Genomic DNA, 15,907 nt, shown 5'->3' on the forward strand with positions numbered 1-15,907 from the left:
TCTTTGAGGAGAGGGATGCACAAAAGTTGCTTAAACTCTTTCTTTGATAGGGAGAGGTTTTTAGAGCTGGGCATCAAACCTCTCCCCATCAACATATGTGGTTTGGTTACTGTGGTGCTGCCCCTCTCCTTGAAGAGAGGGGTTTGTAAGGCTTTGAGTGAAACCTTGCGCTGCCCTAGTCTCTTTTAGTTTATGGTTAATGGTTAAATGTAGAGGCTCTTGTTTCCCTCTCTTTGAGGGGGAGGGATGCACAAAAGTCGCTGAAACTCTTCCTTTCATAGGGAGAGGTTTTTAGGGCTGGGCATCAAACCTCTCCCCATCAATGTATGTGGTTTGGTTGCTAAAGTGCTGCCCCTCTCCTTGAAGAGAGGGGTTTGTCGGGCTTTGAGTGAAACCCTGCGCTGCCCTAGTCTCTTTTTAGTTTATGGTTAATGGTTAAATGTAAAGGTTCTTGTTCCCTCTCTTTGAGGGGGAGGGATGAAGTTGCTTAAACTCTTCCTTTGATAGGGAGAGGTTTTCTCTAAAACTCTCCCTCAGATAAAAAAAATATTCTCAAAAATTAGGAATATTAACAGTGTTAACTATATTTGCAGTGTAAATATTTTGCTATGGGAATAAAAGAGCGTAAGGAAAAGCACAAGGAAGATTTAAGACAACGGATTTTAGATGCCGCTAAAGAGCTTTTTCTGAAAGATGGTTACGATGCTACCTCAATCAGAAAGATTGCCGAGAAAATAGAATTCAGTCCAACGACAATTTACCTGTATTATAAGGATAAAGCAGATATTATGTACGCTTTGCATCAGGAGGGTTTCAAATTATTGAGTGGACAGTTTCTGGTTTTGCAGCATGTACATGAGCCATTTGAGCGATTAAAGGCGATGGGTAGGGTTTACATGAACTTTGCATTAAATAACCCTGATTTCTATGAGCTAATGTTTATTATGAAAGAACCTATCGAATTTGTAAAAGCCCATTGCCAGGGAGAGGAATGGGAAGAGGGGGAGCAGGCGTTTTCATCGTTAACTATGACGGTTGAGCATTGCAAGGCAGCAGGCTATTTTACAAAGTTTGATACAACAACGTTTGCGTTAAACATCTGGTCGCTGATGCATGGTTTGTGCGGTTTGAAATTACAAGGGCATTTAGATCATATGGCATCTACAAAAGTTGAATTGTTTGAAGGGGGCGATTTAATGGAGGTAACTTTTGCCGGCTTTGTGAAAATGCTGGAGGGTTTAAAATAAAATAAATTAACACTGTTAATTATGAAGGTTTTAAAATTAAAATTTCCGGTAGCGTTTCTTTCAATAGTTGTTTTTTCTGTTGCCAATGGGCATGCCCAGCAAGCGCTGGATAGTTATCTCGCAGAAGGGTTTAAGAACAATATTGTTTTACAACAAAAAAATATCTCACTTGAAAAAGCCCAATATGCGCTAAAATCCGCAAAAAGTTTGTTTTTGCCAACGGTTGCTTTTTCAACAACCTGGTCTACCGCAGATGGAGGACGGAACATTCCATTGCCACTTGGCGATTTGTTAAATCCCGTTTATTCTACGCTCAACCAGCTCACAGCAACTAATAATTTCCCTTTAATGGAGAATCAAAGCATTAATTTCCTGCCGAAAAATTATTATGATGCAAGGGTAAGAACCACTATTCCAATCGTTAACACAGATATAGGGTACAACAAGAAAATTTCTGAACAGCAGGTTGCTTTGCAGGAATTTGAAGTACAGATTTATAAACGCGATTTGATCAGGAATATTAAAACGGCTTATTATAATTATCTCAATGCCTTGCAAGCAGTTGATATTTATAAGTCGGGCTTGCAATTGGCGAATGAGGGCTTGAGGGTCAACGAGAAATTGCTTGAAGGTGGTAAAGGTTTGCCAGCTTATGTTTTACGTTCGAAAAGTGAAGTTGAAAACGCAAATGCCCAATTGGTTGCCGCTGAACAACAGGTGGTTAACGCCAGAATGTATTTCAATTTTCTGCTCAACCGCGATTCGAATGAGAAAATTGAAACGAATTTTGATGACAAAGTAAGTTTGACAGAAGTAGAACATTTACTTACCAATTTAATGGTTGCCGATGGAAGAGAGGAGTTAAAGGCTCTAGATCAGGTTATCAATATTAATAAAACTGCTCTTAAAATGAACAAACAGTTCGCTGTTCCAAAATTAGGTGCTTTTGTTGATTTAGGTTCACAATCAGAAGGATTTCATTTTAATGATAACACCCGGTATTATATGCTTGGCTTACAACTGGATATCCCGATTTTTACTGGAAACAGAAATAACTACAAGATAAAACAGAGCAATTTAGATATTAAGAATGCGGAATTAAATGCCAGTTTAGTTTCTCAACAATTAAATCTGGCTGCCAGGACTGCTCAAAATAATCTGCGTTCAGCTTATCAAACCTACCAATCTTCGCTTAAACAATTTGAGGCCGCATCTAGCTATCAGCGTTTAATTGAAAAAGGCTTTAAGGCAGGCACTAACTCATTTATAGAAACAGTTGATGCCAGAAATCAATATACTTCCGCACAACTTTTAGTCAATATTAACAGGTACAAGGTTTTATCGGCAATGGCTGATGTGGAACGCGAAACTGCCCAATACTCAATAAATTAATTTTATGAAAACGATATTCATTTACTCAACCTTAATTGCTGCGGTACTTAGCATGAGTGCCTGTGGAAATCATAAAACAAAAGAAGCTGCAATAGGCGGTCAGGATACGATTCCTGTAAAAGTAATGGCTTTGAAAGTAGAAGATGCAAGTCATGCAATTGCTGCTTCAGGGCAATTTACCACTAACGATGAAACTTTGCTTTCATTTAAAAACGGTGGTATTATTAATAAGATTTTAGTAAAAGAAGGAGATGCCGTTCGCAGCGGGCAATTATTGGCCACTATTAATCAAACTGAGATTTCTGCTCAGGTTCAACAGGTAAATCTATCCTACCAAAAGGCTGAGCGTGATTATGCCCGTGCTAGTAAGCTTTACAGAGATAGTGTGGCCACTTTAGAGCAGATGCAAAATGCAAAAACAGCCTTACAAGTTGCCAGGCAACAATTGGACGCGGTAAAATTCAATCAAAATTATTCAGAAATCAGAGCAACAAGTAATGGCTTTGTTTTGAAAAAACTGGCAAATGATGGGCAAGTTGTTGGTCCGGGAACACCGGTTTTACAAATTAACGGCGCAAACCAGAGCAAATGGATTCTAAAAGTGGGTTTAAGTGATGAACAATGGTCGGTTTTGAAAATAGGAGATCAGGCAACGATCACAACCGATGCTTTACCGAATCAATCATTTCAAGCTAAAGTTACCAGAAAGGCAGAAGGTATTGATCCGCAAAGCGGGACTTTCGGAGTTGAATTAACATTAACAGAAAATAACGTTAAGGGTTTAGCGGCAGGTTTATTTGGCAAGGCGAACATCATTCCAACCAAAAGTGTCAGCAGTTTTATGATTCCTTACGATGCTTTATTAGATGGTGGCGAAAACGAGGGTTATGTTTTCGTTACCAACGATCATAAAACAGCTCAGAAAGTTAAGGTTCAGTTAGGTGCGATTCAAAATGATAAAATCAGCATCAGTGGCGGATTGGAAAATGCAACATCGCTAATAATATCTGGAAGTGCTTATTTAACGGATGGCTCTAAGATTAAGGTAATAAGGTAGAGGGTTTAGGTTTGGATGCAGATAGACCAAAGACTAAAGCGAAAACTCAAAATCTTAGCAAGGAGAAGGTGGGGGGTAAAGGCAGGTTTATGCAGCCGTCACCCTGAATTTATTTCAGAGTCTTCTTTAATAGATGCTGAAATAAATTACTTCGTTGCTTTCCGATTCGCTACAGGTCAGCATGATGAATGGTCTAGCCTTTCCTATGTGTGACATCTGGGTTAAAAATATAAAAACATTAAAAGATGAAAATATCAGAATATGCTGTAAAAAATTACCAGTTTACCTTAATCATGGTGCTCATGGTTTTGGCGCTGGGCATTACCACTATCTTTAACATGCCACGATCAGAAGATCCGGATATGAATGCACCGAATTATCCTGTTGTGGTGGTTTATCCTGGAGCGAGCCCGAAGGATATGGAAGAATTGGTGGTTAAACCACTGGAGAAAAAAATCTATGGGTTGGACGATATTAAATCCATCAAAACCACCATTCGAGATGGTTTAGCTGTAATTTTTGTCGAATACAAATATGCCGTAAACGTAGATGATAAATACCAGGAACTGGTGCGTGAAGTGAACAGTGAAAGGGCAAATCTTCCCCAGGAAATTTACAGCATGGAAGTGCAAAAAGTTTCGCCATCAGATGTGAATGTATTGCAAATCGCGCTGATTTCTGAAAATGCATCCAGAGATAAACTTAAAAGCAAAGCTGAAGATTTGCAGGATGAATTGGAGAAAATCCCTTACCTCAAAAATGTTGAGATTATGGGTTTGCCCGATCAGCTTGTCCGCGTGGATTTGAATTTGGAGAAATTGGCACAACTGCATTTGCCGGTTACCTTTATCGTTAATGCCATACAAAGCGAAGTGGCTAATATTCCTGGTGGAAGTGTAAATGCAGGCACTAAATCTTTCAATATTAAAACCAGCGGAAATTATCAGGATATTGATGAGATAAAAAACACGATCGTTTTCAGTGGGAATGGTAAAAACACCGCACTGAAAGATGTGGCCAATGTATATTTCGATTATTCACAAGAGAAAGATATTACCCGTTTAAATGGTTTTCGCTGCGTGTTTGTTGTGGCCGCTCAAAAATCGGGAGGCAATATTACCAATGCTCAAAAAGCATATTTACCCGTTATTGAAAATTTTAAGAAAACTTTGCCGGCAAATATCGATCAGCAGCTAATGTTTGATCAGGCCGACAACGTAAATAATCGTTTGGGCGGCTTGGGCGCAGATTTCCTTATTGCCATCCTTTTGGTTCTGGTAACGCTTTTACCTTTAGGAACCAGAGCTTCACTTGTAGTAATGGTCTCCATTCCGCTTTCATTGGCCATTGGTGTGATTTTATTGAGTGTACTGGGCTTCAGTTTAAATCAGTTAAGCATTGTTGGCCTGGTTGTTTCTTTAGGGTTATTAGTTGATGACAGCATTGTTGTTGTTGAAAATATAGAACGATGGATGCGGGAGGGGCACAGCCGATTAGATGCAACGCTTAAAGCAACCAGCCAAATCGGGATGGCCGTTATGGGCTGTACTGCAACTTTGGTTATTGCATTTATGCCTTTGATGTTTCTGCCGGAAGCTTCAGGAGAGTTTATCAGAAGTTTACCAGTTGCGGTAATTTGTTCAGTTATTGCATCAATGTTGGTAGCCCTAACTGTTGTTCCTTTTTTATCGAGTAAGTTATTAAAGCCTCATGCAGATGTTAACGGGAATGTTTTTCTGCGCACTTTGCAAAAAATCATCCACGGGTCTTATTCAAAATTATTGGATAAAGCATTGGCCAAACCCATTTTAACCATCGTGATTGCTCTTGGTATTTTTGCAGGTTCAATTCTTTTGATCCCCGTAATTGGATTCAGTTTGTTTCCCGCATCAGAAAAACCTCAGTTTTTAATTAATATTTCTACGCCTTTACAATCGAATTTGAAGTACACCGATTCAATTACCAGACAGATTGAAAAGGAATTAAAGGCAATTCCTGAGGTAAAATATTTTGCATCTAACGTGGGTAAAGGCAATCCGAGAATTTACTATAACGTTTTACCACAAAATGAGCGTACCGATTTCGCTGAACTTTTTGTGCTGTTACAACCCGATATACGTTCTGATCGTAAAATCGAGATCATTGAAATGCTGCGTAAAAAATGGACACCCTATCCTGGAGCTAAAGTAGAAGTTAAGGATTTTGAACAAGGGCAGCCAATTATTTCACCTGTTGAAGTACGATTGCTTGGCGATAACCTTGATACTTTAAGAAGCCTTGCAGCAAAAGTAGAAGGAATGTTGCTGAAAACTCAGGGAACAATTTATGTGAACAATCCACTGAAAAACTTAAAATCTGATATTAAGGTTGATATTAATAAGGAGAAGGCACAGGCATTGGGCATTGCTACAATAAATATCGATAGAACAGTGCGGATGGCTGTTGCGGGTTTAGAAGTCGGAAAATTCCTGAATCCCAAATCAACTGGTGATGACTACAGCATTTTGTTGACTACCAGTCGTCCGTCTTATCCTGACTTATCAGTTTTTAACAACCTTTACATCAACAATAATCAGGGCACTTCAATTCCTTTGCTGCAAGTGGCCTCCTTAAAGTTAGAAACCTCGCCTTTGAGTATTAATCATCACAATAAAACAAGGACTATTTCGGTTAATTCATTTGTGCAAAAAGGTTTTTTGAACGATAAAGTGATTCAGGATGTGGAGGCTCAAATGCAAAACATTAAACTTCCTGGTGGTTATACCTTTGAAATGGGTGGAGAGGTTGAAAGCAGAAATCAAAGCTTCGGTGGTTTCGGTAGCATTCTTTTAGTTACGCTATTTATGTTTATTGCTGTTTTGGTATTGGAGTTCAAAACCTTTAAAAGCACATTGATTGTACTTTCGGTTATTCCGTTGGGTATTGTCGGTGCTGTTTTAGCTTTAATGGTTACAGGGAATTCACTCTCATTTGTAGCAACAATTGGCATCGTGGCCTTAGCGGGCATTGAAGTAAAAAATACCATTTTACTGGTTGATTTTACCAATCAATTACGTTCGGAAGGAATGCCACTAAACCAAGCGATTGAAGAGGCTGGCGAAATCAGGTTCTTGCCGATTATACTCACCACATTTACTGCTATTGGTGGTTTGCTGCCTATCGCATTATCCAGTAATCCACTTATTTCACCTCTCGCCATAGTAATGATTGGTGGATTAATCAGCTCTACTTTGTTATCCAGAATTGTGACACCAGTGGTTTATAAATTGATGCCGCCAAAAGTTGATGTAGATAGAAAAGATTAGGCTCTTTATCATGCTGAGGCACGAAGCGTCTGTTCCATCCGTTGCAGATGTTTCGTGTCTACCATTGATGTATTTTATAATTCACCGTTAATCATAATTTTCGCTCAAATTTTAAAGAAAGAATGTCCCACAGCTTTAAGAAAATTACGCAGATTTTATTTTTTATCTGCGTACTCAGCGGTATCTGCGGGAAAATACCTGAAAAAGATCGACGTCATTTATATTGATTTTTATGACCACGAAGCACCTGCGAAGCAAAATAAATTATCCCTCAGCAAGGACAGTATATTCAGGTTTACGCTACTAAAAAATATTTCCGCATGACTATTCAGGTTTAGAAAGGTGTTCTGCCAGAATACTAATGAACCAATGACTAGTGAACCAATTTATCTGTCACGTCTTTCTTCCATATTAAAAGTAACGTGAGTTTTGGAGCTTAATCCGTCATTGCAAAAGGAATTATTCATTTTCCCATAAATTTCTGACAAACATTTTTTCCTTCTTATGGTTGCTTTATTAGGCATCGTTTTGGCGATGCCTAATTTTTTTAAATAATCAGTATTTTTGAAAACACGACGATATGTTATTTAATTATTTACGCCTTTTACTTCTTCCTTTTTCACTCATTTATGGCATGGCCATTGTCCTTCGAAAAAAATTATACGATTGGGGACTAATGCGTTCTGTTAAATTCAATTTACCAATCATATGCATCGGTAATTTAGCAGTTGGTGGATCGGGCAAAACGCCCACTACAGAGTATCTGGTTCGGTTATTGGCTGAGTATAGGATTGCCATTTTGAGTAGGGGGTATGGACGGAAAACCAAAGGATTCATTTTAGCTGATGATAATGCAACCGCCGAATCTATTGGCGATGAACCTTTACAGTATTATCAGAAGTTTGAAAATATAACAGTTGCCGTTTGTGAGGATCGGGTTAAAGGAATTGAAAAGTTGAAAGAAAATCATGATTTGATTATCCTTGATGATGCTTTTCAACATCGTGCCATAAGAGCGGGGTTAAATATTTTGCTTTTCGAATTTAGAAAATTAGGAACATTACAATTCTTACTTCCAGCTGGTAATTTGAGGGATGTTTTCGCTTCCCGCAAAAGAGCGGATGTATTGTTGGTTACCAAATCTCCGGTTCCGTTGTTACCCGTAGCGCAACAAGCATCAATAAACGAATTGCAACCAAACAATACACAAAAGGTATTACATTCATACCTGAAATATGGCGATCTTCAGCATCTGTACAATAATGAAAGCCGCCCTCTGGAATCAATTAAAGATTTTGAAATATTCCTGTTAACAGGAATTGCCAACCCCGATCCTCTTATTGAAGAATTAGAAAAATATTCTAAAACCATTAAGCACGAAGAATTTTCTGATCACTACGCCTTCAAAATCAATGATATCAGGAAGTTTAAATCAGCCTTCGAAGCTGGAAGCAAAAAAGAAAAAATCATTATCACAACAGAAAAGGATAGCAAGCGTTTAAAAGCTGCGGGATTTAAAGATTTACTGGTAAATTTACCCGTATATTTTTTACCGATAGAGGTTGATTTATTTGAAGAAGATAAGATTACCTTTGACGAACTTATTTTAAACTATGTTAAGAGCGATAGAAGAAACCGTTGAATATATAAAACGCAAAACCGAAAACTTTAAGCCGGAAATAGGAATCATATTGGGCACCGGGTTGGGTGGCTTGGTTAAAGAGATAGAAGTTGAGCATCAGTTAATGTACTCGAACATTCCAAATTTCCCGATTTCTACGTTAGAATTCCATAGCGGGAAATTAATTTTCGGAACACTAAACGGAAAAAAAATTATTGCCATGCAAGGCCGTTTGCATTATTATGAGGGTTATAGCATGCAGCAAATTACTTTCCCGGTTAGGGTAATGAAAGGTTTGGGCATTGAAAATTTAATTGTATCAAATGCTGCAGGCTCTTTAAATCCTGAATTTAAAAAAGGCGATTTAATGATTATTGAAGATCATATCAATCTGCAACCTGATAACCCCTTACGTGGTTTAATTGAAAGTGAATTGGGCCCGCGTTTTCCAGATATGAGCCAGCCTTATAAACGTTCTATTATTACAAAAGCCTTAGCTATTGCAAAAGCTGTAGATATTAAATGCCATAAAGGTGTTTATGTAGCAGTATCTGGTCCGAATTTAGAAACAAAGGCAGAATATAAATATTTACGTTTAATTGGTGCTGATGCCGTTGGAATGAGTACAGTGCCTGAAGTCATTGTAGCTAACCATGCAGGTTTGCCCGTATTTGCAATTTCAGTTTTAACTGATGAGGGTTTCCCGGAAGATCTGCAGCCTTTTAATCTGGATGAAATTTTAGAGGTAGCGGCCAGGGCTGAACCTAAAATGACAGAGATTTTAACCCGCTTAATTGCAGAATTATAAGATGCGTAAAGTTGTTCAAACCTGTTTTTTTATTCTACTGCTTTTGGGTATACAAAAAGCTTTTGCACAGGATTTAAAAACAAACATCAATGATAAATCAGAAGCGGATTCCATTAGAAAAAGGATTGACGGCAAAGATTCTATAGTTTATACCGCAAAGTTTATTCGATTTACTAAGCTGGCTTTAAGTAAAGACAGTATCGTTTTATTGCCATTAGATACTTCTACCACCAATATTCAGAATTATAGCCCGCTTTTACAGCCACAACATCCTACCATTAATAATGGTAATATGGGTTTGGCAGCAAGGCCACTGCTATATGAGCCCAGTAAAAGAATTGGATTTGATGTAGGTTTTCATTCTTTGGATTATTATGCTTTAACACCAGAAGATATTATTTATTATCAGGCGCGGGCACCTTACACCAATTTGTACTTAATAAGTGCGGGCCAGAAAGAACAATTATTCAAGGCAATCCATAGTCAAAATATTAAAAAGAACTGGAATATAGGTGTAAACTTCAACAGAGGAGATTCGAGAGGTTTCTATAGCAGGCAGCGTGGAGATAACTTAAATGTTGCCGTGTTTTCCTGGTATCAATCACCAGGCAAGCGTTACAATATGTGGGCCTCAGCAATTTTTAATACCATGAGGGCTTATGAAAACGGATCAACATTAGATCCGGATTTGTTTGAGCCGGGATATAATAAAATAAGCAGAGATGCAGAGGAAATCAGATTAAGGACAGCCAGAAACTTATACCGTAAAAATACAGTGTTTTTGAAACAGACTTATTACGTGGGACGTATTGATACCTCTGCTAATGTTAACAGTGCAGTTCTACCGACTAATAAGGTTACCTATACTTTTGCATACGATAATGACAGCTATGATTTTGCGAAAAATGAAAATGATGTAACCGGCGTAATGCCCGAAGGATTTGCCAGCCCAACTTTTACCAATGATTCAACACATGTACAACATGTTAAAAATGAATTTATTTATAGTTTTTTTCTTCGCCCGAAAAATTCAACGGTAATTAAAAATGAGTTAAAGGTTGATGCCGGCATTCGTCATGATTACTATCAACATAAATTTTTAGGCATTAAAGAAGATGGATCAAACTATGAACAAAGTCAATTTGCTTACCAGAACATTACTGTTTTAGGTGCTGCCGGTTATCGTTTTACGAGTAACATCGATTTGAATCTGGACGTGCAACAGATACTACAAGGCGAAAATGCAGGAGATTATCTTTATGAGGCCAAAACAAGGATTTTATTGAGTAAATCTGTTGGTAGAGTTGAATTGGGCGCCTATGCTCAAAATCAAAGTCCTGCGGCATTGTTCAATTATTATCATGGCAACCATTACAGATGGGATTTCCAAAATTTTAAAAATACCAAAATTGCTAACTTATCTTTCAATTTCATTAATGATAAATATGGTTTTACAGCGGGCGCAAAATACTTTTTAACCAGTAATTATTTGTATTTCGCTGCAGATGATACCTATGGCGTTAACGCTATCATGCCTTTGCAGGAGAGCAGTGATATTAGTTTAATCAGGCTGGATCTGTCTAAAAAATGGAAATTTGGCAGATTTGTTTTAGAGAATTACATCGCCTACCAAAAAACAGATAAAAATGCAATATTAAGAACACCAGAGTTTTATACTTACAATAGTTTTTACCTGGACCAAACTTTTTTCAAGGTTTTAAAAGCCAACGTCGGTTTCGATGTTCGGTATAACTCTGAATATGCTAACTATTCATATTCACCCGCTACAGCTCAGTTTTATGTTGGAAGTGACCGGGTTTTTAAATCTACACCAATTGTTGATGTTTTTATAAAGGCAAACTTGAAACGAGCTAATTTATTTCTGAAATACGATTATATTAATCAGGGGCTTTTCTCGCCTGGATATTACACTGTAAACCGTTACCCTATGCAAGATGCATTATTGAAATTTGGCGTGAGCTGGAATTTTTATGATTAATCAGGGCTATTAAATGAAACAAAAAAAGCGATTCAAATTTAATTGAATCGCTTTTTTTGTTATCTGGGGTTATTTCTAGAATGAATAACCTACTGTGAAGCCCAATACTCTGTTTTTTAACTTATCATTGTTAGATCTGGCATCTTTTGGTACCAGGTTGGATAATCCTAAACCATAATTAGCACCAACTGAAATACCTGAGTTTAAACGATAAGCCAAACCAAAATTAGCACCAAAATCAATGCTGCTTAAATCATCGTTGCTTTCACTTCCAAATTCTACATCTCTATCGGTGTAGCTGGAACCTGCAATGGCACTATTGGTGTAAGTTCCGGTGTATTTATTTTTACCTGAAATGTTAAAACCAATATATGGTCCGGCATTAATTTGGAAAGCACCTGCATCTCCCGTTGGGATTCTTAGCACTGCGTTAATGGGAACTTCAATTGCCATCACATCTTGTTTAAATGTTCCGGTTACTGTTGAACCTGCAACAGTTCCTGTGCTTTCTAATTTTGCACCTTTGTTTTGTAATGAAACGGCAGGTTGAATAAAGAAGTTGTTCCCAACACCGAAATCACCGAAAGCCGTTACATTATAACCTACATTGTTTTTATAATCTAAATCATATGCACCTGTTCCACTATAGCTGGAAAGGTTAACACCCGCTTTTAATCCGAATCTGGCAGTAGAACTTGTCATCGTTGATTGTGCAAAAGCTCCGGTAGCTAATAATAATACTGAGGCGCTTAATAATAACTTTTTCATAATATTTTTTTAATTAAAAAATCTTGTTAAAAAATGGGCTTTACCCATTGTTAATTATTAGCCTTATTTCCAAAAGCTGTGCCAAAGTATCAAGCGTGTTACATAATGATTAAGTAAAGTGTTGGTTTACAGGAGTGTTTTAGATGATTTGAGCACTTTAGGCTACGGTAGTAATCGTACTAATTTGATGTTTCATTTTGTATACAGATCAGGAATATTCGCCTATTGGCGACATATTGCGACAGGATAATCAATCAAAACTATGATTTATGTTTTTTGAGGTTTCTTTTTTGCTGCAGGAAACAGAACATTATTCAAAATCAACCTGTAACCAGGTGAGTTTGGATGTAAGTTTAAATCTGTAGGCGGATCACCAACTGCATGTTGATAATCTTCAGGATCATGCCCGCCATAAAAGGTAAATTGCCCCTTGCCAATTTCTCCGTGGAGATACCTTACTTCTGCAGCTCCCTTGTTTTCGCCGAGTACAGTTGCACTGGGTTTAATTACCGATTTTTTGAAAGCCGTGGTTTGCCCCATAAAACCTTTTATAACCTTATCATGGTTTTGAGTGAGCATGGTTGGAACAAGATCCCACTTTGCTGAAAAATCGAATAAAGTAAAGTAATCATTAGCCTGGTTGAGTGTTCTTGTTTGCGTTGCGTCAATATCAGAGAATTCATAATTCATCGGATTATTATCCAGTTTAAAATTCTGAAAAGCCAGTGTTTTGTTAAAATCCAACTTTGATTGTGCATTTGGATCGGCAGGATCTCCATCAAACATTTGTGCGCAAATATCAACTCCATCTGCAGCTAAGGCAATATCAAAACTATCTGTGCCCGAACACATGGCAAACAGAAATCCGCCGCCCGCACAATACTCTTTAATATGTTTTGCTACTGATAATTTCATTTCTGAAACTTTTTTAAAGCCCAATCGTTTCGCTAATGCTTCCTGATTTTTCACATCGTCCTGATACCAGGTTGCATACCTGAATGAAGACCAAAAGCGTCCGTACTGCCCGGTGAAATCTTCATGATGTAAGTGAAGCCAATCGTATTTGGTTAATTTATCCTGCAAAATATCATCATCATAAATAACATCGTACGGAATTTCTGCATAAGTTAACACAAGCGTAACAGCATCATCCCAGGGTAATTTGCTTTTTGGAGAGTAAACTGCAATTTTTGGTGTTTTTTCTAATTTTACCATTTCCATATTAACTGATGGATCGCTGATTTCATTGAGAAGATTCACTACTTTCCCATCGGCAATTACTTCATAAGAAACCCCTCTGATTTTGCATTCATCTTCTACCGTTTTATTATACCTGATCAGAAAACTTCCTCCACGATAGTTTAAAAGCCAATCTACTTCAACTTGTTTGCTGATGGTCCAGTAAGCGATGCCGTATGCTTTGAGATGGTTTTTCTGATCCTCATCCATGTAAATTAACAGTGAAGAAGCTCTGGCGCAGATGCTTATGAGCAAACAAAAAACCAAAATGCAATACTTTTTTTTAATGGTCATATTTACATAAAACACTAAAATAACTGATTTAGTCTATTAACTAAAATATAAATCACTTAATCTTATATACTTCGTTCAATGTTTTGCCGGCAGCACCAGCTTCGTACTTAAACCCGACAGCAACGGCAACCCCAGGGTTTTTACGAGGGCTATAGCGAATGGCGGGGCTGTTGGCCGCCAAGCACTCATTACTGCTGGTTTACTAAAACTAATTTGACAGAATGTTAAGTATATTGATAATTTAAATCATTAAAGATGTTCTATTTATACAAAATTGCTATTTTTGCCCTCTGCTTTTAAAACACAAAGTTTTTTAAGTCATTAAAAATTAAAACCAGTACCACATTTGATATGAGTAAAGCAATAATAAAAACCGAAAAAGGAAATATGACTGTTGAGTTCTTTGAAAAAGATGCTCCAAAAGCAGTTGCAAACTTTAAAAAATTAGCTAACGAAGGTTTCTATGATGGTGTAACGTTCCACCGCGTAATTCCTAATTTTATGGTTCAAACGGGTTGTCCTAATTCAAAAGATGGTGCAACAGGGATGCCGGGTACAGGTGGTCCGGGTTATAAAATCGATTGTGAATTGGATGGCGAAAATCAATATCACGATCGTGGTGTATTATCAATGGCTCATGCTGGTCGCAATACTGGTGGTTCGCAGTTCTTCATTTGCCATAGCAGAACAAACACTGCTCATTTAGATCGTCATCACACTGTTTTTGGTAAAGCGATTGAGAATGTTGATCTTGTAGACGATATCCGCCAGGGAGACAAAATTTTAGGAATCGAAATAATTGAAGATTAAATTGCGTTGAGCGGAGGGCAATAAGCGTTAAAACCCGCTGTAAACCACCGCTAACCGCTTAACAAACATATTATGAATTTAAGAGGAATTGTAGCCGTATCAGGCAGACCAGGTTTATTTAAACTGGTTGGACAAAATAAAGTAGGTTATATTTTGGAGAGTTTAGATGCTCAGAAAACCAAAATAGTAGCTAACATCACCAATACAAAATTGGCTTCATTGGAAGATATTACTGTATATGGCGAGGATGAGGAAATTAAACTGGCAGATATTTTTGCTAAAATTTCTGAAAAAGGATCTACACCAGATTTAAAAGGTGATTTGCGCTCATACTTTCTGGAAGTTGCACCGGGTCACGATCAGGAAAAGGTGTATGCTTCAGATATGAAGAAAATCATTACCTGGTATAACTTATTAAAAGATTTACCTCTTTTTACTGAAGATGCTCCTGAAACCCCAGGTACACCAGCTGAGGTTAAATTATCAGAAGAAAAAGCCGCTGCTGATAAAAAGCAGAAAGCTACTGGTTCAAAAGCAGCTGCAAGTGCTAAGGCAACAACAAAAACATCTGCTCCTGCTAAGAAAGCAAGCATGACAAGTAAGAAAGGCGTTTAAGTTTTTCTGCAATTTTATAGAAAACACCAGGGCGGTAAGCCTTGGTGTTTTTTTATGCAATTAAAAGAAATAATATAGTATGGCAACAACGATCAGCGAAATGATGATGCTAATCCATAATACTTTATTGCTTCCGCTTTGGTTACTTTTATATCTGTACTGACGTTTATATTTATCTAACATATCTTTTTGTTTAATGATGATTTGATGTTTGGTTTTCCATATTCTGATTAAATGCTTTAGGCATGATGATAAGGTTCTCCTTTTAAAATACTAAATCCCCTATATAGTTGCTCTACAAAAAACAGGCGAATCATTTGATGTGAAAAGGTCATGTCAGAGAGTGAAATTAATCCATTCGCCCGTTTGTAAATGCTTTCATCAAATCCGTATGGCCCGCCAATAATAAAAATCAGATGTTGCACACTGCCAACCATCTGCTTATTTAAATAATTGGAAAATGCGACTGATGAATACTTTTTACCTTTCTCATCTAACAAAATAACAACATCACCGTTATTGATTTGTTTGTGAAGTAACTCTGCTTCTTTAGCCTTTTGTTGTGCCTCGCTCAGGTTTTTAACATTCTTCACATCTGGCAAAGCCAAAAAAGTGAAATTAATATAATGCTTTAATCTGTTGATGTACTTATCAATGCCTTCAATTAAATATTTATCTTCTGTTTTGCCAATGGCAATTAAGGTAATCTTCATTTAATATTTTGCCTATCTTTATAATTTTTCGAGATCCAA

The 15,907-nt window shown here is 37.3% G+C and carries 13 protein-coding genes; 9 read left to right on the plus strand and 4 right to left on the minus strand.

The window, feature by feature from the left end; all coding sequences use genetic code 11:
• The first annotated feature begins 608 nt into the window (after positions 1 to 608).
• From DU508_RS21115 to DU508_RS21145, 7 genes are all read left to right on the plus strand, one after another.
• On the plus strand, positions 609 to 1,247 hold the full coding sequence (locus DU508_RS21115; RefSeq protein WP_115404653.1) for a TetR/AcrR family transcriptional regulator: 639 nt from the start codon (positions 609 to 611) through the stop codon (positions 1,245 to 1,247).
• A gap of 21 nt (positions 1,248 to 1,268) precedes the next feature.
• Positions 1,269 to 2,639, plus strand: coding sequence for a TolC family protein (locus tag DU508_RS21120; RefSeq protein WP_115404654.1), 1,371 nt, complete (start codon positions 1,269 to 1,271; stop codon positions 2,637 to 2,639).
• Between the two features lie 4 nt (positions 2,640 to 2,643).
• Positions 2,644 to 3,696 (plus strand): efflux RND transporter periplasmic adaptor subunit, encoded by a 1,053-nt coding sequence (locus DU508_RS21125; RefSeq protein ID WP_115404655.1) that lies wholly within the window; start codon positions 2,644 to 2,646, stop codon positions 3,694 to 3,696.
• A gap of 245 nt (positions 3,697 to 3,941) precedes the next feature.
• The gene (locus DU508_RS21130; RefSeq protein WP_115404656.1) at positions 3,942 to 7,001 is read left to right on the plus strand and encodes an efflux RND transporter permease subunit; all 3,060 of its coding nucleotides are present in this window, start codon (positions 3,942 to 3,944) and stop codon (positions 6,999 to 7,001) included.
• A gap of 580 nt (positions 7,002 to 7,581) precedes the next feature.
• Positions 7,582 to 8,643 carry a tetraacyldisaccharide 4'-kinase gene (lpxK, locus tag DU508_RS21135; RefSeq protein ID WP_115404657.1) on the plus strand — a complete coding sequence of 354 codons (1,062 nt, stop codon included), beginning with the start codon at positions 7,582 to 7,584 and terminating at the stop codon, positions 8,641 to 8,643.
• Positions 8,615 to 9,430: a purine-nucleoside phosphorylase gene (locus tag DU508_RS21140; protein ID WP_115404658.1), complete on the plus strand. Its 816-nt coding sequence runs from the start codon at positions 8,615 to 8,617 to the stop codon at positions 9,428 to 9,430. Before lpxK ends, DU508_RS21140 begins: the two co-directional genes overlap by 29 nt.
• Positions 9,417 to 11,429 carry a putative porin gene (locus DU508_RS21145; RefSeq protein WP_233509692.1) on the plus strand — a complete coding sequence of 671 codons (2,013 nt, stop codon included), beginning with the start codon at positions 9,417 to 9,419 and terminating at the stop codon, positions 11,427 to 11,429. Before DU508_RS21140 ends, DU508_RS21145 begins: the two co-directional genes overlap by 14 nt.
• Before the next feature lie 75 nt (positions 11,430 to 11,504).
• On the opposite strand, the gene DU508_RS21150 is transcribed toward DU508_RS21145, so the two are convergent.
• Entirely contained in the window at positions 11,505 to 12,197 is a 693-nt protein-coding gene (locus DU508_RS21150) for a porin family protein (RefSeq protein WP_115404659.1), read from the minus strand.
• A gap of 267 nt (positions 12,198 to 12,464) precedes the next feature.
• Positions 12,465 to 13,646 (minus strand): asparagine synthetase B, encoded by a 1,182-nt coding sequence (locus DU508_RS21155; protein ID WP_394341381.1) that lies wholly within the window; start codon positions 13,644 to 13,646, stop codon positions 12,465 to 12,467.
• A 435-nt stretch (positions 13,647 to 14,081) separates the two neighbouring features.
• Between DU508_RS21155 and DU508_RS21160 the strand changes: the two genes are divergently transcribed.
• Both DU508_RS21160 and DU508_RS21165 read left to right on the plus strand, forming a co-directional pair.
• Complete coding sequence (locus DU508_RS21160; RefSeq protein WP_115404661.1) at positions 14,082 to 14,540, plus strand: peptidylprolyl isomerase; 459 nt, start codon at positions 14,082 to 14,084, stop codon at positions 14,538 to 14,540.
• Between the two features lie 72 nt (positions 14,541 to 14,612).
• Positions 14,613 to 15,155, plus strand: coding sequence for a DUF5606 family protein (locus DU508_RS21165; RefSeq protein WP_115404662.1), 543 nt, complete (start codon positions 14,613 to 14,615; stop codon positions 15,153 to 15,155).
• 60 nt (positions 15,156 to 15,215) lie between these two features.
• Here the strand turns inward: DU508_RS21165 and DU508_RS24220 are convergent, their stop codons facing one another.
• Both DU508_RS24220 and rlmH read right to left on the minus strand, forming a co-directional pair.
• Entirely contained in the window at positions 15,216 to 15,338 is a 123-nt protein-coding gene (locus DU508_RS24220) for a hypothetical protein (protein WP_262511034.1), read from the minus strand.
• Between the two features lie 56 nt (positions 15,339 to 15,394).
• Positions 15,395 to 15,868, minus strand: a complete 474-nt coding sequence (gene rlmH / locus DU508_RS21170) for a 23S rRNA (pseudouridine(1915)-N(3))-methyltransferase RlmH (protein WP_115404663.1) — start codon at positions 15,866 to 15,868, stop codon at positions 15,395 to 15,397.
• Between the last annotated feature and the right edge of the window lie 39 nt (positions 15,869 to 15,907).

This window comes from Pedobacter chinensis (assembly GCF_003339865.1).
Taxonomy (GTDB): Bacteria; Bacteroidota; Bacteroidia; order Sphingobacteriales; family Sphingobacteriaceae; genus Pedobacter; species Pedobacter chinensis.